At 74.7% G+C, this 21,304-nt stretch carries 19 protein-coding genes; 13 read left to right on the forward strand and 6 right to left on the reverse strand.

Annotation, left to right across the window (positions count from 1 at the left end; all coding sequences use genetic code 11):
• Positions 1–146: 146 nt before the first annotated feature.
• Positions 147–956 carry a hypothetical protein gene (locus tag ACIO5E_RS10275; RefSeq protein WP_400665692.1) on the forward strand — a complete coding sequence of 270 codons (810 nt, stop codon included), beginning with the start codon at positions 147–149 and terminating at the stop codon, positions 954–956.
• A 21-nt stretch (positions 957–977) separates the two neighbouring features.
• Here ACIO5E_RS10275 and ACIO5E_RS10280 read toward each other — a convergent pair whose 3' ends face one another.
• Complete coding sequence (locus tag ACIO5E_RS10280; protein WP_400665694.1) at positions 978–1,331, reverse strand: DUF6401 family natural product biosynthesis protein; 354 nt, start codon at positions 1,329–1,331, stop codon at positions 978–980.
• A 142-nt stretch (positions 1,332–1,473) separates the two neighbouring features.
• Between ACIO5E_RS10280 and ACIO5E_RS10285 the strand changes: the two genes are divergently transcribed.
• The 5 genes from ACIO5E_RS10285 to ACIO5E_RS10305 all read left to right on the forward strand — a co-directional run bounded on the left by ACIO5E_RS10285 (position 1,474) and on the right by ACIO5E_RS10305 (position 6,012).
• Positions 1,474–2,400 carry an LLM class F420-dependent oxidoreductase gene (locus ACIO5E_RS10285; RefSeq protein WP_400665696.1) on the forward strand — a complete coding sequence of 309 codons (927 nt, stop codon included), beginning with the start codon at positions 1,474–1,476 and terminating at the stop codon, positions 2,398–2,400.
• Between the two features lie 106 nt (positions 2,401–2,506).
• Positions 2,507–3,244, forward strand: coding sequence for an AAA family ATPase (locus ACIO5E_RS10290; RefSeq protein WP_400665698.1), 738 nt, complete (start codon positions 2,507–2,509; stop codon positions 3,242–3,244).
• Between the two features lie 94 nt (positions 3,245–3,338).
• Positions 3,339–4,322, forward strand: a complete 984-nt coding sequence (locus ACIO5E_RS10295) for a zinc metalloprotease (RefSeq protein ID WP_400665700.1) — start codon at positions 3,339–3,341, stop codon at positions 4,320–4,322.
• 288 nt (positions 4,323–4,610) lie between these two features.
• Positions 4,611–5,066, forward strand: a complete 456-nt coding sequence (locus ACIO5E_RS10300; RefSeq protein WP_400665702.1) for a universal stress protein — start codon at positions 4,611–4,613, stop codon at positions 5,064–5,066.
• Positions 5,067–5,145: 79 nt separating this feature from the next.
• Entirely contained in the window at positions 5,146–6,012 is an 867-nt protein-coding gene (locus ACIO5E_RS10305) for a DNA-formamidopyrimidine glycosylase family protein (RefSeq protein ID WP_400665704.1), read from the forward strand.
• Here ACIO5E_RS10305 and ACIO5E_RS10310 read toward each other — a convergent pair.
• The 3 genes from ACIO5E_RS10310 to ACIO5E_RS10320 form a co-directional block, all read right to left on the reverse strand.
• On the reverse strand, positions 5,960–6,595 hold the full coding sequence (locus tag ACIO5E_RS10310; RefSeq protein ID WP_400665706.1) for a uridine kinase: 636 nt from the start codon (positions 6,593–6,595) through the stop codon (positions 5,960–5,962). The genes ACIO5E_RS10305 and ACIO5E_RS10310 overlap by 53 nt on opposite strands.
• Before the next feature lie 81 nt (positions 6,596–6,676).
• Entirely contained in the window at positions 6,677–7,975 is a 1,299-nt protein-coding gene (locus tag ACIO5E_RS10315; protein WP_400665708.1) for a PQQ-binding-like beta-propeller repeat protein, read from the reverse strand.
• 187 nt (positions 7,976–8,162) lie between these two features.
• Entirely contained in the window at positions 8,163–8,492 is a 330-nt protein-coding gene (locus ACIO5E_RS10320) for a DUF4326 domain-containing protein (protein ID WP_400665710.1), read from the reverse strand.
• Between the two features lie 104 nt (positions 8,493–8,596).
• Here ACIO5E_RS10320 and ACIO5E_RS10325 point away from each other — a divergent pair, with 104 nt between their 5' ends.
• The 6 genes from ACIO5E_RS10325 (at position 8,597) to ACIO5E_RS10350 (ending at position 16,657) form a co-directional block, all read left to right on the forward strand.
• A complete protein-coding gene (locus ACIO5E_RS10325; protein WP_400665712.1) occupies positions 8,597–11,092 on the forward strand; it encodes a SpoIIE family protein phosphatase in 2,496 nt (831 codons plus the stop codon).
• Between the two features lie 99 nt (positions 11,093–11,191).
• Positions 11,192–12,847 (forward strand): histidine kinase, encoded by a 1,656-nt coding sequence (locus ACIO5E_RS10330; RefSeq protein ID WP_400666251.1) that lies wholly within the window; start codon positions 11,192–11,194, stop codon positions 12,845–12,847.
• Positions 12,848–12,925: 78 nt separating this feature from the next.
• Positions 12,926–13,594 (forward strand): response regulator, encoded by a 669-nt coding sequence (locus ACIO5E_RS10335; RefSeq protein ID WP_400665714.1) that lies wholly within the window; start codon positions 12,926–12,928, stop codon positions 13,592–13,594.
• A 551-nt stretch (positions 13,595–14,145) separates the two neighbouring features.
• A complete protein-coding gene (locus ACIO5E_RS10340) occupies positions 14,146–14,898 on the forward strand; it encodes a transglycosylase family protein (protein ID WP_400665716.1) in 753 nt (250 codons plus the stop codon).
• A gap of 267 nt (positions 14,899–15,165) precedes the next feature.
• Positions 15,166–15,921 carry an SDR family NAD(P)-dependent oxidoreductase gene (locus ACIO5E_RS10345; RefSeq protein ID WP_400665718.1) on the forward strand — a complete coding sequence of 252 codons (756 nt, stop codon included), beginning with the start codon at positions 15,166–15,168 and terminating at the stop codon, positions 15,919–15,921.
• A 136-nt stretch (positions 15,922–16,057) separates the two neighbouring features.
• A complete protein-coding gene (locus ACIO5E_RS10350; RefSeq protein WP_400665720.1) occupies positions 16,058–16,657 on the forward strand; it encodes a TIGR03086 family metal-binding protein in 600 nt (199 codons plus the stop codon).
• A gap of 52 nt (positions 16,658–16,709) precedes the next feature.
• Here ACIO5E_RS10350 and ACIO5E_RS10355 read toward each other — a convergent pair whose 3' ends face one another.
• Both ACIO5E_RS10355 and ACIO5E_RS10360 read right to left on the reverse strand, forming a co-directional pair.
• The gene (locus ACIO5E_RS10355) at positions 16,710–17,174 is read right to left on the reverse strand and encodes a (2Fe-2S)-binding protein (protein ID WP_400665722.1); all 465 of its coding nucleotides are present in this window, start codon (positions 17,172–17,174) and stop codon (positions 16,710–16,712) included.
• A 29-nt stretch (positions 17,175–17,203) separates the two neighbouring features.
• Complete coding sequence (locus tag ACIO5E_RS10360) at positions 17,204–19,621, reverse strand: molybdopterin cofactor-binding domain-containing protein (RefSeq protein ID WP_400665724.1); 2,418 nt, start codon at positions 19,619–19,621, stop codon at positions 17,204–17,206.
• Positions 19,622–19,950: 329 nt separating this feature from the next.
• Here ACIO5E_RS10360 and ACIO5E_RS10365 point away from each other — a divergent pair, with 329 nt between their 5' ends.
• Positions 19,951–21,294, forward strand: a complete 1,344-nt coding sequence (locus ACIO5E_RS10365) for an MFS transporter (RefSeq protein ID WP_400665726.1) — start codon at positions 19,951–19,953, stop codon at positions 21,292–21,294.
• The last annotated feature ends 10 nt before the right edge of the window (positions 21,295–21,304 follow it).

Below are 21,304 nucleotides of genomic sequence, written 5' to 3' on the forward strand. Positions count from 1 at the left end.
TTTACGCGTGGTGTCGACGGGGCCGTTCACCCGAGGGGAGCAGCCCGGGGACCAGGCGCGCGCGGCGCGGGCGGGGGGCTGCTATCCACGAAGGGTGGGGGCCAGCGGCGCCGCTCGTGGTGCCGTGTCACCGAGTGGAGGACTCCGTGGCTCAGCAGCTCGCACTCTCCGTGGACTTCGGGTCGGGTTTCACCGACGCCTGGTCCAAGATCGCGAAATTCGTCCCGCAGTTCATCGCCTTCCTGGCGATCCTGGTCATCGGCTGGTTCGTGGCGAAGGCCATCGCGAAGGTGCTGGACCGGGTGCTGCGCCGGGTCGGCTCGGAGAAGGTCGCCGAGCGGGCCGGGATGACCCGCTACCTGAGCGGGTCGACGTACGACATCACCGGCATCATCTGCAAGATCGTCTACTACGTGGTCCTGCTGATGGCGCTGCAGCTGGCGTTCGGGGTCTTCGGCCCCAACCCGATCAGCGTGATGATCCACAGCATCGTCGCCTGGCTGCCCAGGGGCATCGTGGCGGTCGTGATCGTGGTGGTCGCGATGGCCATCGCCAACGGCGTGCGGGACATCGTGGGCAACGCGCTCTCCGGCGCCTCGTACGGCCGGGCGGTCTCCCGGATCGCCTGGGCGTTCATCGTCGCGCTCGGTGTCATCGCGGCGCTCGGCCAGGCCGGGATCGCCACCGCGATCACCGGTCCGGTGCTGATCGCGGCGCTCGCCACGGTCACCGGCGTGCTGGTGGTCGGCGTCGGCGGCGGTCTGATCATGCCGATGCGCCAGCGCTGGGAGCGCTGGCTGGACAACGCCGAGCAGGAGACCGCCAAGCTGCGCGGCAGCGCCTACCAGGCGGGCCGGGCGGACGCCCTGGCCAACCAGCCGGTCCGGCCGACCACCCAGGCCACCCCGCCCGCGCCGGGCATCGATCCGGGTCGCCCGGGCGACCAGCCGAGCTGACCGACACGGCGGCCCGGCGGGTCAGGCCCGCAGCAGGCCCTCCTCGCGCACCAGCCAGCAGACCGCGGTCAGCCGGATCACCGCGTAGTCGTACCCCACCGGCTCCCGCCAGCCGATCTCGGTGAGCGCGTCGAGGAAGCCCAGCGCGTAGTCCGACAGTTCCTCACGGTCCAGGGGCCGGGGCGTCAGCTCCGGCCCCTGCGCGTACAGCAGTTCGCGCAGCATCGCGGCGTGCTGGTCGACCGCCGCGACGAAGCCGGGTTCGAAGGCGAACTCGGCCAGCCGGGGCGTGAACGCGGCGACGATGCCGGGCAGCGGGCAGCCGGCCGGCTCGTCGGGGGAGCGCCGGAAGGACTCGTCGGGGGTGGCGAACATCCGTCCACCGTAGGCGAGCAGGGCGGCGGGACCGGCGGGCTGTGACGGTTCCGTGCTGAGACCTTGGCCACCTTCGGCAGGTTCGGCGGCTTGGCCGGTTCTCTGTGCCGATCACCGGGTGGTCGGTACCAGAATGGCCCGTATGGATCTCCGCATCTTCACCGAACCGCAGCAGGGCGCGAGCTACGACACCCTCCTGGCGGTCGCCCGCGCCGCCGAGGACCTGGGTGCCTTCAGCGCGTTCTTCCGCTCCGACCACTACCTGAAGATGGGCGACGCCGACGGCCTGCCCGGGCCGACCGACGCCTGGATCACCCTGGCCGGCCTCGCCCGCGAAACCCGCACCATCCGCCTCGGCACCCTGATGACCGCCGCCACCTTCCGCCTCCCCGGCGTCACCGCGATCCAGGTCGCCCAGGTGGACGCGATGAGCGGCGGCCGGGTCGAGTTCGGCCTGGGCGCCGGCTGGTACGAGGCCGAGCACGCCGCCTACGGCATCCCCTTCCCGAAGGAGAAGTTCGGTCGGCTGGAGGAGCAGCTGGCGATCATCACCGGCCTGTGGAACACCAAGGTCGGCGAGACCTTCGACTTCGCCGGGGAGTACTACACGCTGACCGACTCGCCCGCGCTGCCCAAGCCGGCCCAGGACCGGATCCCGGTGCTGGTCGGCGGGCTCGGCCCGAAGCGGACCCCGGCGCTGGCCGCCCGCTTCGCCGACGAGTTCAACCTGCCGTTCGCCTCGGTCGAGGACAGCGCCGCCCAGTTCGGCCGGGTCAGGGCCGCCGTCGAGCAGGCCGGGCGCTCGGCCGAGGACCTGGTGTACTCCAACGCGCTGGTCGCCTGCGTCGGCCGGGACGACGCCGAGGTGGCCCGCCGGGCGGCCGTGATCGGCCGGGACGTCGACGAGCTGAAGGCCAACGGCCTGGCCGGCACCCCGGAAGAGGTCGCCGAGAAGATCGGCCGGTACGCGGCGGTCGGCAGCGAGCGGATCTACCTGCAGATCCTGGACCTGGACGACCTCGACCACCTGGAGCTCATCGCCTCCCGGGTCGCCCCGCAGCTCGGCTGACCGACCGGGTTCCCGCCGCGCCGGTCCGTACCCGGCGACCAGCGGTCTTTACTCGCCCTTGGGAATGCGTAATGCTCCAAGGGGAGGAACGACGGGGGGAGGGCCGGTGGCCAGGACGAGAACGGTGGAGGCGGCGGCACCACGGGTGCCGCCGCCCCGTGCCGCCGCCGAGCAGGCCGAGCAGGCGGTACGGGCCGAGCGTGTCGAGCAGGCCGAGCGTGCCGTACGGATCGAGCCGGTGGAGCGGGCCGTGCGGGCCGTGCGGGTGCAGCCCGGCCTGCACGACCTGCGGCCCGGCCCCGTCCCGGCGGCGCTGCACTACCCGGCCGGCGACCTGCTGGTCGTCTCCGGGCTCCCCGGCAGCGGCAAGAGCACCCTGATGCACCGCTGCGTGCGCGCCCCGCTGGTCGACTCCCAGCTGGTCCGCGAGGAGTACGCGGCCAGACTGCCCGGCCGCCTCCCGTACGCCCTGTACCGCCCGCTGGCGCGGATCGCGCACTACCGGCGGCTGCGGCGCGCGGTGCTGGCCGGCGGGCCGCTCGCGGTGCACGACTGCGGCTCGCTGCCCTGGGTGCGGGCCTGGCTGACCCGTACCGCCGCCCGGCAGGGCCGCCGGGTCCACCTGCTGCTGCTGGACGTCGACCCGGCCGAGGCGCGGGAGGGCCAGCAGAGCCGGGGCCAGAGCGTCTCCGGCTACGCCTTCGCCCGGCACCGGGCCGCCGTCGACCGGCTGCGGCGCGGGCTCACGGCGGCGGAGCGGCCGCCGGACGGGTGTGCGTCGGCCGTGGTACTCGACCGGGCCGCCGCGCGCGCCCTACGGGAGATCGTCTTCGTCGCGTCGTAGTCTCGGCGAATCCGCGCCGAGCCGGGCGGGCCCGGTGGACGTCCTCGGGCGGGGCGCGGCCGACACCCCGTCAACTCCCCTGTCAGGAGCGCAGATGCGCCGTACTGCCCGGGCGCGTTCGCGTGCCCCCCGCCTGTTCCCCTGCGCCGCCGCGCTGGTCGCGGCCGCAGGCCTCGGCCAGCTCGCCGCCCCGCCCCCGCACTCCGCCGCCGCGACCGCCACCGCCGCCACCGCGGCCTGCGCAGGGTCCGACGCCGCCGCCGACGCCGCCGCCCGCAAGCCGGCCGGCAGCCAGGCCGGGCGGGACCCGAACGCCGTCACCGCCGCCGAGGCCCGCGCGATGCAGGCGGACCTCGACCACCGGCTCGCCCAGCTCTCCTCCGCCCACGCCCGGATCGGCGCCCCGACGACCGTCCCGGTCTTCGTCCACGTGATCCACGCCGGAGACACCGGCCGGCTCGACCGGGGCGTCGTCGCCGCCCAGATCGACCGCCTCAACGCCGCCTACGGGGGCCAGGGCGAGGGCAACACCCCCAGCCGGTTCCACTTCGAGCTGGCCGGCACCGACTACACCGACAACGCCTCCTGGTACGACGGCATCACCCCCGGCTCCTCGGCCGAGCAGGCGATGAAGAGCGTCCTGCGCAAGGGCGGGGCGGGCACCCTCAACCTCTACACCGCCAAGCTCGGCCAGTCCCTGCTCGGCTGGTCGACCTTCCCGAACGCCTACCGCTCGAACCCCGCGGACGACGGCGTCGTCCTCCTCGACGCCTCGCTGCCGGGCGGCTCCGCCACCCACTACAACGAGGGCAACACCGCCACCCACGAGATCGGCCACTGGCTCGGCCTCTTCCACACCTTCCAGGGCGGCTGCCTGCCCCCGGGGGACTACGTCGACGACACCACGCCCGAGCGCACTCCCGCCTTCGGCTGCCCCGAGGGCCGCCACACCTGCACCGGTCCCGGACTGGACCCGATCCACAACTTCATGGACTACAGCTACGACTCCTGCATGACCCAGTTCACCCCCGGGCAGGTCCAGCGGATGTCCGACTCCTGGGCCGCGTACCGGAGTTGAGTCAGCAGAAGGTGTCGACGTAGCGCAGTACCCGGCCGTCGCCCCCGCGCTCCCGGAGTGGCGGAGAGGCGAGGAGGCCGGCGAATCCGCCGGTACGGCGGCGCGGCTTGCCCGGCATCCGGGCATTCTCGCAGAACCTCAGACCAGTCGGGCCTGCTGCAATCGATCCGAATGTGAAATGCGATCGCGGCGTGGCAAATGCTGGCTGCTCAGGCGATTTGATCTATGTTCGGGGTGTCGGGACCGAGTAGGAGTCCGAGCAGGAACAGAGCGCTAAGGAGTGACGCCATGAGTGCCAACCCCCGGATCGTCGTCGGCGTGGACGGCTCGCCCGCCTCGGAGCAGGCGCTGCGTTGGGCGGTGGGCTACGCGCGGGCCGTCGGCGGGACCATCAGCGCGATCGCCGCCTGGGAGTACCCGGCGTTCTACGGCTGGGCCGGGTCGGGCGTGCCCACGGCCGAGGCCTTCAACCCCGAGGAACTGGCCGGCAAGACCCTCTCCGACACCGTCGTCAAGGTGGTCGGCGACGACCCGGGCGTGCGGATCAGCGAGAGCGTGATGCCCGGCAACGCCGCGCAGGCCCTGCTGGAGGCCGCCAAGGGCGCCGCGCTGCTCGTCGTCGGCAGCCGCGGCCTCGGCGGCTTCTCCGGCGTGCTGCTCGGCTCGGTCAGCCGCCACCTCACCGAGCACGCGCCCTGCCCGGTCGTCGTCGTCCGCGAGGGCCAGGCGCCCGCGGCCGAGTAGCCCGCAGCCCTCGGCCGGGTGGCCCACGGCAGGGCCGCCCGCGCTCCCGTCGGGTCGCCGAGCGGAGGAGGATGGAGGCATGCCAGAAGGTGACTCCGTCTACCGTGCGGCGGCCCGGCTGCACGACACCCTCGCCGGACAGGTGCTGACCAGCGCCGACCTGCGGGTGCCCGCGCACGCCACGGCCGCGCTCGCCGGCCGCCGGGTGCTGGAGGTCGCCCCGCGCGGCAAGCACCTGCTCACCCGCCTCGAAGGCGGCCTCACCCTGCACACCCACCTGCGGATGGACGGCCGCTGGGAGGTCTACCGGCCCGGCGAGCGCTGGGGCGGCGGCCCCGCCTGGCAGATCCGCGCCGTCCTCGGCACCGACCGGGGCACCGCCGTCGGCTACCGGCTGCCGGTCGTCGAACTGCTGCGCACCGCCGACGAGCAGCGCGCCGTCGGCCATCTCGGCCCCGACCTGCTCGGCCCCGACTGGGACCCGGTCGAGGCCGTCCGCCGACTGCGCGCCCACCCCGGCCGCCCGGTCGCCGAGGCGCTGCTCGACCAGCGCAACCTGGCCGGCATCGGCAACGTCTACGCGGCCGAGCTGTGCTACCTGGCCGGCGTCACCCCGTGGACCGAAGTCGGCCAACTCCCGTTCCCCGACCGGCTGGTGGAGCTGGCTCGGGAACTCCTCGACGCCAACCGGCTGCGCCCCGGCCACATCACCACCGGCGACACCAGGCGCGGCCACCAGCACTGGGTCTACGGCCGGGCCGGCCGCCCCTGCCCGCGCTGCGGCACCCTCGTCCGGACCGCTCGCCAGGGCACGCCCCCGCAGGACCGGGTGGCGTACTGGTGCCCCTACTGCCAGCGCGGGCCGGCGCCGGCCGGTTCGGCCGGTTCGCCCTTCAGGTCCGCTCGACCAGGGCCGGGTGGCGCGGGTCGTCCACCCGTACGGTGACGTCGGCGGCCTCGGCCGGGACGGTCTCCGCCTCGTAGCGGGCGAAGGCGGGCAGCGTCCACTGCTGGTCGGCGGGCGTGCGGCGGGCCAGGGCGGTCGGGGTGAGCGCCAGATGGACGGTCAGCTCCAGCGGCAGCCAGCGGCCGAGCAACAGCGCGCCGTCCAGCAACAGCACGCCGCCGGGCGGCAGTTCGGTGTACGGCGCGCGGGTCGAGCGGTCCGTCACCGGGTCGCGGAGCGAGGGCAGGACACGGCCGCTGCCGCCGGGCTCCAGCGGGTCCAGCACCTCCCGCAGCAGGGCGCCGTCGTCCAGCCAGAGGTCGTGGAAGGCGTCCGCGTCCTGGTGGCCGTACTCCAGGCGGATCGAGGCCGGGCGCAGGAAGCCCGCCGCCGACACCCGCAGTGCGGGGCGCCCGCGCAGCCGCAGCGGCTCCACCAGGGCGTCGGCGAGCAGGTCGGGGCGGGCGGGCCCGGCGCCGTCCACCGCCACCCGCAGCCACCGCCGGCCGGTGCCGGGCAGCGCGGTGATGCGGTCGGCGAGCAGTTCGGCCAGCCGTTCGGGGGAGATCGGGCGTACCTGCATCAGGCCATCCTGCCGTGCCGGGCGGGCGTTCGGGTGAGTCGGTCGGGCGGGCCGTTCACATGGGTTGTTCAGGTGGGTCGGTCAGGTGAGCGGGAGGGCGTGCAGGACGTCGTCGTGGCCGGCGTACAGGTGGCCCGCGTCGGCGGCGAGGGACCAGACGTCCTTGCCGGGGCCGGAGTCGCGGAAGGTCCAGCGCGGCCGGCCGTTCGCGGTGTCGATCGCGCAGACCCCGGCGGCGGCCGGGCCGGGGACGAACAGCGTGCCGCCGACCACCAGCGGGTGGCTGCGGGTGTCCAGCAGGAACGGCAGCCGGTACGACCACTGCAGGGCGCCGGTGGCCGCGTCGTGCCCGGTGACCAGGCCGTTGTCGCGCGGGAGGTAGGTCCGCGGGCCGTCGGAGACCGGGGGCATCGCCCGCCACGACTCGTCCCGGGCGGGGGAGACCGTCCAGGCCGGCTCGCCGGTCGGGCGCAGCGCGCGGACGCCGGCGCCTTCGGGGACGTAGATGTTCGCCGGGCCGCAGATGCACCAGCGCAGGTCCTCGGCGGTCGCCTTCCACAGCTCCCGGCCGTCGGCGGCGTCCCGGACCACCAGCTCGGCGCGGCCGCCCGGGCTGCGCACGTACGGGATGCGGCCGCCGAGGGCCGTGACCGGATCGACCGGATGCTCGTCCTGGTCGGTGGGGAGGTTCCAGAGCACCGAGCGGTCCGAGATCCGGATCGCGAAGATGCGGTTCTTCACCGTGGGGGACTTCTCCCACCCCGGGCTCCAGGCGGAGCCGTACAGGGTGTCGTCGTCGCAGCCGACCAGGTGGACGGAGCCCTGCAGATCCTCGGGCAGCGGCAGGCTCCAGTCGGCGGCGGGGTCGCTGAGGTGGCGGGAGTCGAGGTGGCCGGGGGAGGTCGTGGTGAAGATCCGGTCCGGCCCCAGCACCACCTTCGGCAGCAGCTCCAGATCGCTCGGCCAGTCCCTGCTCGGCGCGTCGAAGGTCAGCAGCCGGGCGGCGGCGCCGGTGGCCGGGTCCACGACCTGGAGCCCGGTCCGGGAGAGGAACACCGGCCCGGTCGCGCGGCCGGCCAGCCGCTCGGGCGTCATCGCCTCCGGCCCCCGGTACGTCCACACCGGGGTCGGCCCGGACAGCGGGGTCGGCTGCGGTTTCGGCGGCGGAGCCGGCTGGTCCGCACCTGAACGGCCGAACGCCCACACCGCCCCGCCCGCCGCCAGCACCCCGGCGCCCGCCAGCAGCCCGCGCCGGCTCAGCCGCGGCCCGTCGCCGCCCCCGCCGACCACGTCCTCGGGGGCCTGCGCGGCGCCGTCCGCCTCCCCGTCCCACTGCCACGACGCCTCGCGCACGGCTCCCTCGGACGATGGCGACTGCATACCGGCTCCCGCTTCCCCCCGGGGCGCCCCTCGCGCCACCACCCGCCCGGAGGATATCGAACAGGCCCCGGACCACCCGAAACCGCCGCGGTGAGCCGGGTGTACCGGACAGGGGAGCCGTTCACCGGGCCGGTCGGGGCCGTGGTGCCGGACGCGGTGGAGGCCGACCTCTCCGGGCTGTGCGCCGTCAGCCGTTCGGGGGGTGGTCGGCGAGGTCGGCGAGGACGTCGGCGTGGCAGGGGAGCGGGGCGCACCAGCAGCCGAGGCGGTGACCGCGCAGCGCTGGGACGAGGGCGAGCAGGTCGGGGCGGGCGAGGAGGTAGGCGCGGTACTTGACGACCATCTGCTCGCGGGTGAGGTCGGGGCCGGGCCGGTAGGGGCAGTGCAGCGGCGAGTCGGGCAGGTGCCAGCCGCCGCGGTGCATGGCGCGGCCGACGTAGACGACGTCGGCGTAGGCGGGGTCGTCGCGGTGGCCCTTGAGGTTGACCACGGTGGTGCGGCCGGGCTTGCTCGGCATGCCGTCCATGCTGGCGCACGCGGGGTGGGCGGGCACCTCGGGCCGGAGGCCGGCCGACCGGGGCTCGCCTTGACACGCCCCTGGGCCCGGCGTAGCAAAAGAGCATGCGCCATCCGCACGCGGAGGGCCGTGCCCGGCCGGTGCGGCCCGACCCGCACCGGCCGCAGGAGCCCGACGCCGCCCCGGCGGACCACGAGCGGGACGACCTGCTGACGGGCGCCGTCCGCCGGGCGCTCGGGGACACCGGAGCGTACGGCGTGATGCTGTACCTGCGCTCGCGGGACAGGCGTTCGCTGGTGATCTGCACGATCGCGGGCGTACCGCTGTCGATCATGAGCCCGTTCCGGCGGATCGCCGCCGCCGGGCCGCTGCCGGTCGCGGTCTGCTTCCGCACCGGGCGGACGATCATCCTCTCCGACACCGAGGACACCATGCGGCGCTTCCCGCAGCTCGCGGTCGGCATGCCGTACGACTTCGCCTCCGCCTGCGTGCCGGTGGCGAGCGGGGGAGAGCGGTTCGGGGTGATCAGCGCGCTCTGGCCGGCCTCGGCCGAGGGCGTGCCGGAGGGTGCCCCGCGGCGGCTGGTGGAGGTGGCCGAGCGGCTGGCGGCCGGGCTGGCGGGGCTGGCGGCCAGCGGGCACCCGGTGGAGCCCGGCGCCGACGCGGCCGTGGTCGAGCTGCCGTCACCGTCCGCGCCGACCACCCGGGTCGGGCTGTTCGACTGGAACGTCGCCACCGGGGCGCTGGCCGCCGACGAGCAGTTCCGTACGATCTTCGGCTTCGGCCCCGGCGAGTTCGACGGCACGGTGGCCTCCGTGGCAACCCGGATCGCCCCCGGCGACCGGCCCGAGTTCCGGGCCGCCGCCCGGATCGCGCTGGTCCGGGGCGAGGTGCTGGCGGCCAGGGTCCGGGTGCTCGGGCCGGACGGCCACCCGTACCCGGTGGAGCTCTGGGCGCGCGTGCCCGCCATCAGCGACGGCCGGACCCACCTGGTCGGCGCCGTGCTGGACACCCGCACCCTCACCGCCGCCGCGGCCGCCGTCGAGCGGCTGCGCGACGGCGTCTTCTCGCTCGACCCGGACGGCCGGATCAGCTACGCCAACCGCAGCGCCGAGCCGCTGCTGGGGGCGCGCCGCGAGGACCTGGTCGGCCACCACCCGTGGCACGCGCTGTCCTGGCTCGCCGACCCGTTCTACGAGAACCGCTACCGGGCCGCCGTGCTCTCCCAGCAGCCCACCGCCTTCCTGGCCCTCCGCCCGCCGGGCAGCTGGCTCGCCTTCTCGCTCTACCCCGACGCGCACGGCGTCACCGGCCGGGTGGTGGCCGCCGAGCCCCCGCCGGGTACGGCCGAACCGCCGACCGCCGCCCCGCCCGGTGTCCGGTCCGACCTGCCGACCGGCGTCGGCGGCACCTACCACCTGCTCCAGCTCGCCAGCGCGCTCACCGAGGCCGTCAGCGTGCGCGACGTCTGCCGGGTGGTGGCCGAGGAGATCCTGCCGGCCTTCGGCGGCCAGGAACTCGCCATCTACGGGGTGCGCGACAAGCACCTGCACCTGATCTCGCAGAGCGGCTACCCCGAGGGCTTCCTGGACCGCTTCGAGGGCACCCCGATCGCTGCCCGGATCCCCGGCGCGGAGACGCTGAGCACCGGCACCCCGATCTTCTTCGAGTCGGTCCGGGAACTCGCCGCCGCCTACCCCGGCATCGCGCTCGACGAGATGGGCGCCTGGGCCTTCCTGCCGCTGATCGCCTCCGGCCACCCGGTCGGCAGCTGCATCCTCGGCTTCGACCAGCCGCGCCCCTTCACCGCCGAGGACCGCGGCCTGCTCACCGCCCTCGGCGGCTTCATCGCCCAGGCGCTGGAGCGGGCCCGGCTGTACGACGCCGAGTTCGCCCTGGCCCGCGGCCTGCAGCACGCGTTGCTGCCGCACCGGCTCCCGGACGTGCCCGGCATCCGGATCACCGCCCGCTACCTGCCCGGCACCCAGGGCATGGAGATCGGCGGCGACTGGTACGACGCGATCGTCACCGGCGGGGACGTCACCCTGGTGATCGGCGACGTCGAGGGCCACAGCGTCGCCGCAGCCGCCGCCATGGGCCAGCTGCGCAGCGCCGTCCGCGCCTTCGCGACCAGCGACGAACCGCCCGACCAGGTGCTCTGCCGTACCAACCGGCTCCTCCTGGACCTCGACCCCGGCCTGCTCGCCAGCTGCTGCCTGATCCGCCTCACCCCCGCCGACGGCTCCGCCCGGATCGCCCGGGCCGGGCACCTGCCGCCGGTGCTGCGCCACCCGGACGGCCGGGCCGAGGCGCTCGACGTACCGGGCGGGGCGCTGCTGGGCGTGGACGACGAGGCCGAGTACCCGGTCAGCGAGCTGTGCCTGGCGCCCGGCTCGGTGCTCGCGCTGTACACGGACGGGCTGGTGGAGGTCCCGGCGGCGGCGATCGACCAAGGGGTGGACCGGCTGCGGGCCGCGCTCGCGCGCGGTGGGGCGGACGGGCCGGAGGACCTGGAGGGCCTGGCGGAGCGGGTGCTGCGCGAGGTCGGACCGTCGCACCGGGTGGACGACGTGGCGCTGCTGCTCACGGCTTTCGGCTGAGGGCCGGGCCCGGCAGCGGCGACTTTCGTCGGTGGCGGCGGCGACGAACGGTGGCGGCGGCCGGGCGGAGCGGCCCGCTAGCCTCGACGGGTGGATGCGATGGCACGGGCCTGGAAGAAGGCGGTACGGACGGCGTTCCCGGGGCCCTGGCCGCCCCGGCGAGTGGTGGGCCAGAGCGCGCTCGCACTGCTGATGGGCGGGTTCGCGGCCCTGCTGGAGGCGGCCGCCGGCTCCGGACTGGCGGTGCCGGTCGGGCTCGGGACGGCGCTGCTGTGGGTGCTGCGTCCGGCGTTCCCGGCCCCCGTGCTGATGCTCGCCGCGGCCGCGACCGGCGGCTCGCTCGGGACGTTGCCGCTGCTGGTCTGCGCGGGCTGGACGGTCGGGGCCAGGATGCGCCGGGTCGGCGCGCTGGTCGGCACCTTCGTGGTGAGCTGGGTGCTGTTCACCGTGACCGGGGTGCTGAAGGACGCCGGCTCGGCCTCGCCCAAGCTGATCTTCGGGCTCTCGCTCGGCGCCTTCCTGCTGGTCGCGGTGCTGCCCGCGCTCTGGGGCCGCTACCGGGCGCAGCGCCGCGCCCTGCTGGACGCGCTGCGCGAGCGCAACGACCAGTTGCTGCGCGAGCGCGTCATGGTGGTGCACCAGGCGCGGCTGCGCGAGCGGCACCGGATCGCCCAGGACATGCACGACAGCCTCGGCCACCAGCTCGCGCTGATCTCCGTGCACTCCGGCGCGCTGGAGGTGGATCGTACGCTCAGCGACCGGCAGCGGGAGGCGGTCGGGGTGCTGCGCCAGGCGGCGGTCGCGGCGATGCGGGAGCTGCGCGAGGTGGTCGGCGTGCTGCACGACGAGTCGACGGCGGTGCCGCCGGCGACGGGTGCGGCGCCGGTGCGGGGCGGGGTGGACGGGATCGAGGGGCTGGTGGAGTCCTCGCGGGCGGCCGGGGCGGAGGTCACCTTCTCCCGGGAGGGCGAGCGGCGCCCGCTGGCCGCGGCGGTCGACCACGCGGCGTACCGGGTCGCGCAGGAGGCGCTCACCAACGCGCACAAGCACGCCCCCGGCGCACCGATCACCGTCGCGCTCCGGTACGAGCCGGACGCGCTGGTGGTGGAGGTCGTCAATCCGTGTGCGCCGGAGCTCGTGGGCGTGCGCGTCGGCGTGGGACCGGCGGTCAGCGGCGGCCAGGGGCTGACCGGTCTGCGCGAGCGGGCCCGGCTGGTCGGCGGCATGGTGCACGCCGGTCCGACGCCCGAGCAGGGCTTCCGGCTGGCCGGTGTGCTGCCGTACGAGGGGTCGGAGGGCGCGGGCGACGGCGATGCGGGGGCGGGGATCGCCGGGGTCGACGACTGGGTGCTGGACGGCCTGCCGCCGGTGGACGAGGAGCGCGACGGTCGGCGCAGCCCGGCGATCGGCTGCGCGGTCGGGGTGGGGGTGGTCGGGCTGACCGTGCTGGGACTGTTGATCTGGGGCGTGCTGGCCTTCATCCAGGGCACCGACCACGCGACGGTGCAGAAGCAGGTGTACGACGAGATCCAGATCGGTACGCCGGAGGCCGATGTGCTGCGCCGGCTGCCCCCGGGAAGCACCTTCTTCACCGAGGCCTACAAGGGCACCGGGCCGACGCTGCCGGAGGGCGCGGACTGCCGCTGGTACCTGTCCAGCGACCTCAGCGAGACCTGGGGCCAGGACAACGTCGTGCGGTTCTGCTTCAAGGACGGGGTGCTGGTGGACAAGCAGCACTACCTCACGAAGTCCTGACCGGGTGGAACGCCCCGTTCGGCCGGGATGTGAGGATGGTGCTCCTGCCGCAGCACCGTTCGAGGGGAATGACCAGCCGTGATCCGAGTCCTCGTCGCCGACGACGAGCCACTCATCCGGGCCGGGATCAGGATGATCCTGGGCTCCGCCGCCGACATCGAGGTGGTCGCCGAGGCCGCCGACGGCCGGGAGGCGTTGGAGCTGGCGCGGGCGCACCGGGTGGACGTGGTGCTGCTGGACATCCAGATGCCGGTGATGGACGGGCTGACGGCGCTCGGGGAGCTGCCGAAGGTCGCGCCCGGCGCGCGGGCGCTGATTCTCACCACCTTCGGGGAGCGCGAGAACGTCCTGCGCGCCGTGACCGAGGGCGGCGCCGGATTCCTGCTCAAGGACACCGCGCCGCACGAGTTGATCCAGGCGGTGCGTGCGGTGGTCGGTGGGAACGCCTTCCTCTCCCCGGCCGCCACCCGGCACATCGTCGACTCGCTGGCCTCCGGGCGCAGCGGTTCGGTGGCCGCCCGCGGCGCGGCGGCCCGGCGCCGGCTGGAGGTGCTCACCGCACGTGAGCTGGAGGTGTTGGCGCTGCTCGGCGAGGGTCTGTCCAACGCCGACGCGGGGGCGCGGATCCACATGAGCGAGGCGACGGTGAAGACGTACGTCAGCCGGATCCTGGCCAAGCTGGGCTGCGAGAACCGGGTGCAGGCGGCGCTGTTGGCGCGGGACGCGGAGCTCGGCGACCGGGACTGAGCGTGTCGATTCGATGACGGAGCGTCGTGGGTGTGGCGGATGCCACCCGGCGGCGGTGCGGAACGGGGAACTCCGGGTTCGGCGGTGACGGTGCGTCGTCGGTTGATTGCCGATTGTTGATGGCGTGCGCGGCTTCACGGATGGACAGATGTGAGCGCGGGCACGGGAATTGACCATTTGATCTTGAGAATACGGTCAAACCTGGTCGAACTGGACGCAGTTCCTTGATCGATACCGACGGTAACAGTCAACTGACCTGCGGGGAGCAAGAATTGCTTGCTGCACCCCGGGGTGGCCCGTAGCTTCATTGGCGGTGCAACGAGCACCACCCGGGTTCACCCCGACGCACGGCCCGCCGACTGACCCCCGGCGCGAGGGCCGTGCCCGCCGACGCGACCGGCTCGAACAGGCCGTCGGCGAGTGGAGGTGGCCGGGGCGGCACGGCACGTCCGACACGTGTCCGGCCGCCCGTCGAGTGAGGTGAGCGCGACGACCGGCCCGTAGTGGGTCCGGTTCCGCATGCCCGCCCGGGGCTTGTCGAGAGGACTTACATGACTTCCCGTCACGAGACCGCCGCTGCCACCGACACCACCGCCACCAAGCGCAACCGCGTGCGGATGGCGGTCGTCGCGGGTGCCGCCGTCGCGGCCCTGCCGGTGGCCGGCCTCGTCACGGCCACCTCGGCCTCCGCCGCGACCACCTCCGCCTGGGACTCCGTCGCCCAGTGCGAGAGCGGCGGCAACTGGAGCATCAGCACCGGCAACGGCTTCTCCGGCGGACTGCAGTTCACCCCGTCCACCTGGGCCGCGTACGGCGGGACCGCCTACGCCTCCCAGGCCCACCAGGCGACCAAGGCGCAGCAGATCACCGTCGCCGAGAAGGTCCTCGCCTCGCAGGGCCCCGGCGCGTGGCCGGTCTGCTCGGCGAAGGCGGGCCTGAGCAAGGGCGGCGCCCCGGCCGCCGTCGACACCTCGGACGCCGCGCCGTCCAAGCCGGCCGCCAAGGCGGCGCCCAAGGCCCAGGCGCCCAAGGCTCAGACGTCGCAGACCCAGACGCCGCAGGCCCAGCAGGCGCCGAAGAGCAAGCAGGCGCCGAAGCCGCAGGAGGCGTCGAAGCCGCAGCAGTCGGCGCCGTCCTCGGAGAAGAACACCTCGCGCGGCGGCTACACCGTCAAGAGCGGCGACACGCTGAGCGGCATCGCGGCCAAGTTCGGCACCGACGCCGACAGCCTGTACGGCAAGAACGCCCGCACCATCGGCGGCGACCCGGACCTCATCTTCCCGGGCCAGGCCCTGGCCCTCTGACGCCCCCTCGCCCCTGCGGCTCCTCGCCCCCTCGCACCCGCGCCGAGCGGTCGCCCCTCCCCGGGGCGGCCGCTCGGCGCGGCGCGTGCGCGGGCGTGAGGTGGTGGGCGCGGGCGTTCGGGGTTGTAGTTGAAGATTGAACGCGACGTCTGAATACCGCCGGATCCTTCCGGCGTCGTCGTCGAGGATCGAGTCATGTCCGCGATCGGAACCAGGGGTTCTGGTCGGAACGAGTCGGACCAGGTCCGAACGAGGAGTTCTGGAGATATGACGATGAACGGCGCGACGAAGCTCGACGGCAAGGTGGCCCTGGTGACCGGCGGCAGCCGGGGGATCGGGGCGGCGGTCGCGCTGCGGCTGGCCGAGGACGGTGCCGACGTCGCCCTGACCTACCAGGGCGGGGCCGAGCTGGCCGAGGAGGTCGCGGCGAAGATCACCGCGATGGGGCGGCGCGGGTGGGCCGTCCGTGCGGACAGCGCCGACCCGCAGGAGGTGCGGGCCGTGGTCGCCGCGGTCGCGGAGCGGTTCGGGCGGCTGGACGTCCTGGTGAACAACGCGGGTGTCGGTGTGCTCGGCCCGATCGGTGAACTGCCACTCGACGATGTCGACCGGGTGCTGGAGGTGAACGTCCGGGCGCCGTTCCTGTTCGCCCAGGCGGCCGCCGCGCACCTGGCGGACGGCGGGCGGATCGTCACCATCGGCAGCTGTATCGCCAAGCGGGTCGCCTTCCCCGGCGCCACCCTCTACGCGACCAGCAAGGCGGCGCTGATCGGCCTGACGAAGGCGCTGGCCCGGGAGCTCGGCCCGCGCGGGATCACCGCGAACGTGGTCCACCCCGGCCCGATCGACACCGACATGAACCCGGCGGCCGGCCCGGACGCCGAGTTCCAGAGCGTCCTGACCGCGCTCGGCCGCTTCGGCACGGGCGCCGACATCGCCGGCGCCGTCGCCTTCCTGGTGGGCGAGGACGGCCGGTACGTCACGGGCGCGGAGCTCGCGGTGGACGGCGGCTTCGCGGCCTGACGGTCCGCGGGACGGACACCGGCCCGGTGGTCGCACCACCGGGCCGGTGTCGCGGCGGGCGGTTGTCGGTGGGCGCGTTTACGATCGCCCGGTCCGACTCGTGTTCCCAGCTGTTCCGCCGACCGAGAGGTGTGCCATGACCGCAGCGGAAGACCCGATCGAGCTGCTCGCCCGGGCGCTGGCGCAGACCGCCGGGCTGATCGACGGCGTCGGCGTCGAGCTGGCCGGCCACCCGACGGCCTGCCGGTCCTGGGACGTCGGCGATCTGATCAGCCATCTGCTGTTCGACCTGCGGCAGTTCACCGTCCGGGCCGAGGGCGGGCAGCCGGACTGGTCGCAGCCCTTCGAGCGGGTGGAGGAGGACTGGTTGCACGCTTTCGAAGCCGGCGCCGAGGCGCTGGTCGGCGCCTGGCGGGAGGCCGGCGACCTCACCGGGACGCTGGAGATCCCCGGCGTCGGCGCCCTGCCGGCCCGCTTCCCGGTGGACCAGCAGATCGCCGAATTCGCCGTCCACGGGTGGGATTTGGCCCATGCCACCGACCAGTCCACGGACGGTCTGGACCACGAGGTGGCCCTCGTCGCCCTCGCCTGGGCCCGCGGCGCGCTCAAACCCGAGTACCGCGGCGGCGAGGAGGATCACCACGCCTTCGGCCCCGAGGTCGCCGTGCCGGAGGACGCCTCGCCGTACGACCGGCTCGCCGGCTTCTTCGGCCGCGACCCGGAGGGCGCGCGGTAGTCGGGGTCGGTGACCGTCGGGTCGATCGGGACAGCCGCGTCGCGGCGCGCCGTCAGCCCGAGGCCTGCCGGGCCGCCGCCTGCTTGATGGCCTCGCGGATGCGTGGGTAGCTGCCGCAGCGGCAGATGTTCTGGATCTGGTCGATGTCGGCGTCCGTCGGGTGCGGGGTGCGGCGCAGCAGGGCGACGGCGGTCATGATCTGGCCGGGCTGGCAGAAGCCGCACTGGGCGACGTCGCAGCCGAGCCAGGCCTCCTGGACGGGGTGCAGGGTGTCGCCGTCGGCCAGGCCCTCGATGGTGGTGACGCGGTGGCCCTCGCAGTCCTTGACGGAGCGGGTGCAGGGCTGGAACTCCTCGCCGTCCAGGTGGCTGGTGCAGGCGCGGCAGACGCCCACCCCGCAGCCGTACTTGGGGCCGGTGACGCCGAGCTTGTCGCGCAGCACCCAGAGCAGCGGCATGTCGTCCGGGGCCTCGACGGTGACGGGCTGCCCGTTCAGGACGAAGGTGTGGGTGGGCATGGGGAGTTGGCGTTCCTTGGTCCGGGGGGTCAGAAGTTGATGGGGAAGGAGCGCGGGCTGGTGCCGGTCGCGCGCGCGTAGGCGTTGGCGACCGCGGCGGAGGCCGCCGGGACGCCCAACTCGCCCGCCCCGCCGGGCGGTCCGCTCGGTGGCATGAGGTGGATCTCGACGACCGGCGGGGTGTGCCGTTGTTGGGCGTACCGGAAGTCGGCGTAACTTCCCTCGCGGACGGCGCCGTTGTCGATGTGGTTGCCCGCGTGCAGGATCACCGAGATGCCGTCGATCAGCGCGCCCGTCAACTGGGCTTCCAGGCCGGTGGGGTTGATGACCCGGCCGAGGTCGGCGGCGATCACGGCCTTGGTGACCCGGGGATTGGTCGGGTCGGTGGCGTCCAGCTCGACCAGGTAGGCGGCGCACCCGCTGTTCTCGTCGTGGTAGCCGATGCCCTGGGCCTGGCCGGGGGGCATCGGGCGGCCCCAGTTCCCGGCCTTGGCGACGGCGTCCAGGACGGCCCGGCCGGCGGCGCTGCGCAGTCGGGCGCGGCGGAAGGCGACGGCGTCCTGGCCCATCCGGCGGGCGAGTTCGTCCATCATGATCTCGTCGGAGACCCGGACGGTGCCGGAGTAGACCGACCGCCAGCTGCCGGTGGGCACGTCCAGCGGCACTTCGGCGAGCAGTTGGGTGGGGATGCCGACGTTGTACGGGTTCTTCTCGCTGAGCAGGAAGAAGGCCTGGGCGAGGCTGAGCCCGGCCAGCGAGAGGTTGAAGCCGGCGCCGGTGAGCATCTCGCCGAGCCCGTGCCGGAAGTCGGTCTTGACGGTGGCGGCGCGGTGTTCGTAGCTGAGTACCTGGCCGAGTCCGTAGGTGGCCCGGATCCGGTGGTGGCTGGCCGGGCGCATCCGGCCGTGGCGCATGTCGTCGTTGCGCGTCCACATGAGTTTGACCGGCCGGCCGGCGGCCTTGGAGATCTGGGCGGCCTCCAGGGCGGCGTCGAAGAACAGCCGCCGGCCGAACGAGCCGCCGCCGCGCACGACATGGACGGTGACGGCGTCCTGCGGCAGGCCGAGTTCGGCGGCGATGGTCTGCTGGGCGATGATCGGGGTCTGCGAGGCGAACCACAGCTCGGCCCGGTTCGGCCGCACGTCGGCGACGGCCGTCAGCACCTCCATCGGCGCGTGGTTGACGAAGGCGAAGTCGAACTCGCCGTCCACGTACGGGGTGAGCAGCGGCGGGATGAGGAACGGCGCGTGGGCGGCGCGCAGTTGGGCGCGGATGTCGGAGGTGGACAGGTGGGCGACCGGCCCCGGGTTCCACGAGGTGCGCAGCGCGTCGCGGGCCTTGAGGGCCTGGTCGAAAGTCTCGGCGAGGACGGCGACGCCGCTGGGGATCTGTACCACGCCGAGCACGCCGGGCATGGTGCGGGCGGCCGAGGCGTCCAGGCTCCGGAGGGTGCCGTTGATGGTGGTGGGGCGGGCGACCACGGTGGGGACGGCGCCCGGGATCGCGAGGTCCCCGGCGTACTTGGCGCGGCCGGTGACGATGTCGCGGGCGTCGATCCGGCCGGTGGGCCGGCCGACCAGGCGCAGCTGGTCGGCGCTCTTGGGGCTGCTGGACACGGCCGGGACGGCGATGGCGGCGGCGTCGGCGGCGAGGTCGCCGTAGCCGGCCCGGCGGCCGTCGGGGGCGAGGACGGCGGAGTCGGCGGTGCGCAGGGTGTCCGGGGGAACGTTCCAGCGCCGCGCGGCGGCGGTCACCAGCCGGGCGCGGGCGGCGGCGGCCGCGGCGCGCACCGGGTCGTAGAGCGAGCGCACCGAGTTGGAGGCGCCGGTCAGCTGGTTGAAGAGCAGTTCGGGGCGGCCGTCGGAGAGCGGGACGTCCACGTCGCCGAGCCGGGCGTCGAGTTCCTCGGCGACGAGCATCGCGATGGCGGTGGTGAGGCCCTGGCCGACCTCCAGCCGGGGCAGGTGCAGCACCGCGCGCCCGGCGGGGGTGAGTTCGAGTACCAGCAGGTGCGAGGTCGGCAGGCCGGCGACGATCAGCGCGTCGCCGAGGTCCAGGATGTCCGGGATGCCGGGAAGGCCGATCAACTGCGAGGGGGCGGCGGCGTCCTGGGCGGCCGCGGCGGTGCGGACGGCGGCCTGCGCGGTGGCGGGCGCGGCGGCGTCGAGGCCGAGCCGGGCGCCGACGGTGAGGGTCGGCGCGGCCAGCAGGTAGGTGAGGAAGCGGCGGCGGGCCGTGCCGGCGGCGGCCTGCGCGGGTGCCTCGCACGGGAGGCCGGGGGCGTCCGAGCGGTCGGTGCCGCCCGGGCGGTCGGTGTCGTCCGAGCGGGCGAGGGGAGTGCTGATGGGAGAAGCCCTTCGAGCCGATGACGGAGCCGATGACGACGGCGGACCGGACGGGCACGACGGCGCCGGGCCCGGTGCCGGATCGCGAACGCCGTTGAGCATAGGAGGGCGTTACTGACCGGTCAATACGGTCAATGTTGGCCCTCCGGTGGGGTGGTCTCCGCTTGGCGGGGGCCGGGCGGAGTGGATTCGGAGCGGGTACGGACGGCGCGGCGACCGTGCGGGCGAGGCCCGTTTCGGGTCCGTGGGTGGGGTGTTCGGCAACTGTCGCACGCGGGTTCAGCCCTCGCCCGCCGGTGCGGCGGGGGTGGGAAGTGGCCCAGGAAAATCCTTGATCACTGGATCTTTCGGCTGGGCCGGTTCCTTCCTAGGCTGGACCGCGAACGGTTGCGAACACCCGGCCCGCGCGCCGCCCCCCAGCCAGGAGAGACGTGTCGACCAGCAGTGCCCCGGAGCCCCGAATCATCCCGCCCGCAGGACCCCAACGGACGCTCGCCGCAGCCCAGTTGGCGAGCGCCGTCGGGGACGGCGCCTACTACACCTGCTCTGCGCTCTACTTCACCCACGTCGTCGGCATGTCGGCGACCGCGCTCGGCCTCGGCCTCGCCGTCGCCTGGGCGCTCGGCTCGTTGGCGGGCGTCCCGCTCGGCCACCTGGCCGACCGCCGCGGCCCGCGCCGTACGGCGGTGGCCCTCGCGCTGGCCACGGCGGTGGTGGTCGCCGCCTTCCTGGTGATCCGCTCCTACCCGCCGTTCCTGGTGGCGGTCTGCCTCTACGCGACGACGCAGTCCGGGCTCACCGCCGCCCGGCAGGCGCTGGTCGGCGCCCTGGTGCCGCCCGCCCGGCGCACCGCACTGCTCGCCCACCTGCAGTCAACCCTGAACGGGGGCCTGGCCGTTGGCGCCGCCATCGGCGGCATCGCGCTCGCCGTCGGCACCCGGGCCGCGTTCCTCGGCGCCTTCGCCGTGACCGCCCTCGGCTTCCTGGCCGGCGCGCTGATCCTGCTGCGACTGCCCGAAGTCCCGCCCGCCCCGGCACAGTCGGGCACCGGGCCGCGCCTCGCCGTCCTGCGGGACCGCCGGTACGCCGCCGTCGCGCTGGTCAACGCCGTGCTGCTGCTGCGGATGCCGCTGCTCAGCCTGGTCATCCCGCTCTGGATCGCCGACCGGGCGCCCGGCATCGGCTGGCTCGGCTCGGCCCTGTTCGTCCTCAACACCGTGGCCGTGCTGGGCTTCCAGGTCCGGGCGGCGCGCGGCGTCACCGGCCTGGTCTCGGCCGCCCGGGCGGTCCGTTCGGCCGGGTCGGTGCTGTTGGCCTCGTGCGCCGTGTTCGGCCTGTCGGCCCTGGACGTGCCGGTGTGGGCGGTCGGCGCACTGCTGGTGGCGGCTTCCGTCCTCCAGGTGATCGGGGAGATGCGGCAGTCGGCGGGCTCCTGGCAGATCAGCTTCGACCTCGCCCCGCCCGAGCGGATCGGCCAGTACCAGGGCTTCTTCGGCACCGGCGTGGCCGTCGCCCGCACGCTCGGGCCGCTACTGCTGACCACCCTGCTGCTGGACGGCGGGCTCGCGGGCTGGCTGGTCCTGGGCGGCCTCTTCCTGGCGGCCGGGCACGCGATGGGGCCGGTCGTCCGCTGGGCCGAGCGCGACCGCGGCCACCCGGCGCCGACCGCGCCCCCGCGACCCGCCGCAGCCGTCGGGACGTCCGCAGCCGTCGGGACGTCCGCAGCCGTCGGTTCGTCCGCTGCCGTCGGGGTGGCGGCGACCGAGGGCCCATGAGCGACCGAGG

The organism is Kitasatospora sp. NPDC087314 (assembly GCF_044744365.1).
Lineage (GTDB): Bacteria > Actinomycetota > Actinomycetes > Streptomycetales > Streptomycetaceae > Kitasatospora.

Bases quoted from the DNA above. Each gene is read 5' to 3' on its own strand.
- ACIO5E_RS10330 (WP_400666251.1), top strand. From the start codon at position 11,192: ATGGCACGGGCCTGGAAGAAGGCGGTACGGACGGCGTTCCCGGGGCCC.
- ACIO5E_RS10305 (WP_400665704.1), top strand. From the start codon at position 5,146: ATGCCAGAAGGTGACTCCGTCTACCGTGCGGCGGCCCGGCTGCACGAC.
- ACIO5E_RS10310 (WP_400665706.1), bottom strand. From the start codon at position 6,595: ATGCAGGTACGCCCGATCTCCCCCGAACGGCTGGCCGAACTGCTCGCC.
- ACIO5E_RS10300 (WP_400665702.1), top strand. From the start codon at position 4,611: ATGAGTGCCAACCCCCGGATCGTCGTCGGCGTGGACGGCTCGCCCGCC.
- ACIO5E_RS10345 (WP_400665718.1), top strand. From the start codon at position 15,166: ATGACGATGAACGGCGCGACGAAGCTCGACGGCAAGGTGGCCCTGGTG.
- ACIO5E_RS10315 (WP_400665708.1), bottom strand. From the start codon at position 7,975: ATGCAGTCGCCATCGTCCGAGGGAGCCGTGCGCGAGGCGTCGTGGCAG.
- ACIO5E_RS10340 (WP_400665716.1), top strand. From the start codon at position 14,146: ATGACTTCCCGTCACGAGACCGCCGCTGCCACCGACACCACCGCCACC.
- ACIO5E_RS10325 (WP_400665712.1), top strand. From the start codon at position 8,597: ATGCGCCATCCGCACGCGGAGGGCCGTGCCCGGCCGGTGCGGCCCGAC.
- ACIO5E_RS10360 (WP_400665724.1), bottom strand. From the start codon at position 19,621: ATGCTCAACGGCGTTCGCGATCCGGCACCGGGCCCGGCGCCGTCGTGC.
- ACIO5E_RS10295 (WP_400665700.1), top strand. From the start codon at position 3,339: ATGCGCCGTACTGCCCGGGCGCGTTCGCGTGCCCCCCGCCTGTTCCCC.
- ACIO5E_RS10355 (WP_400665722.1), bottom strand. From the start codon at position 17,174: ATGCCCACCCACACCTTCGTCCTGAACGGGCAGCCCGTCACCGTCGAG.
- ACIO5E_RS10285 (WP_400665696.1), top strand. From the start codon at position 1,474: ATGGATCTCCGCATCTTCACCGAACCGCAGCAGGGCGCGAGCTACGAC.
- ACIO5E_RS10280 (WP_400665694.1), bottom strand. From the start codon at position 1,331: ATGTTCGCCACCCCCGACGAGTCCTTCCGGCGCTCCCCCGACGAGCCG.
- ACIO5E_RS10350 (WP_400665720.1), top strand. From the start codon at position 16,058: ATGACCGCAGCGGAAGACCCGATCGAGCTGCTCGCCCGGGCGCTGGCG.
- ACIO5E_RS10320 (WP_400665710.1), bottom strand. From the start codon at position 8,492: ATGCCGAGCAAGCCCGGCCGCACCACCGTGGTCAACCTCAAGGGCCAC.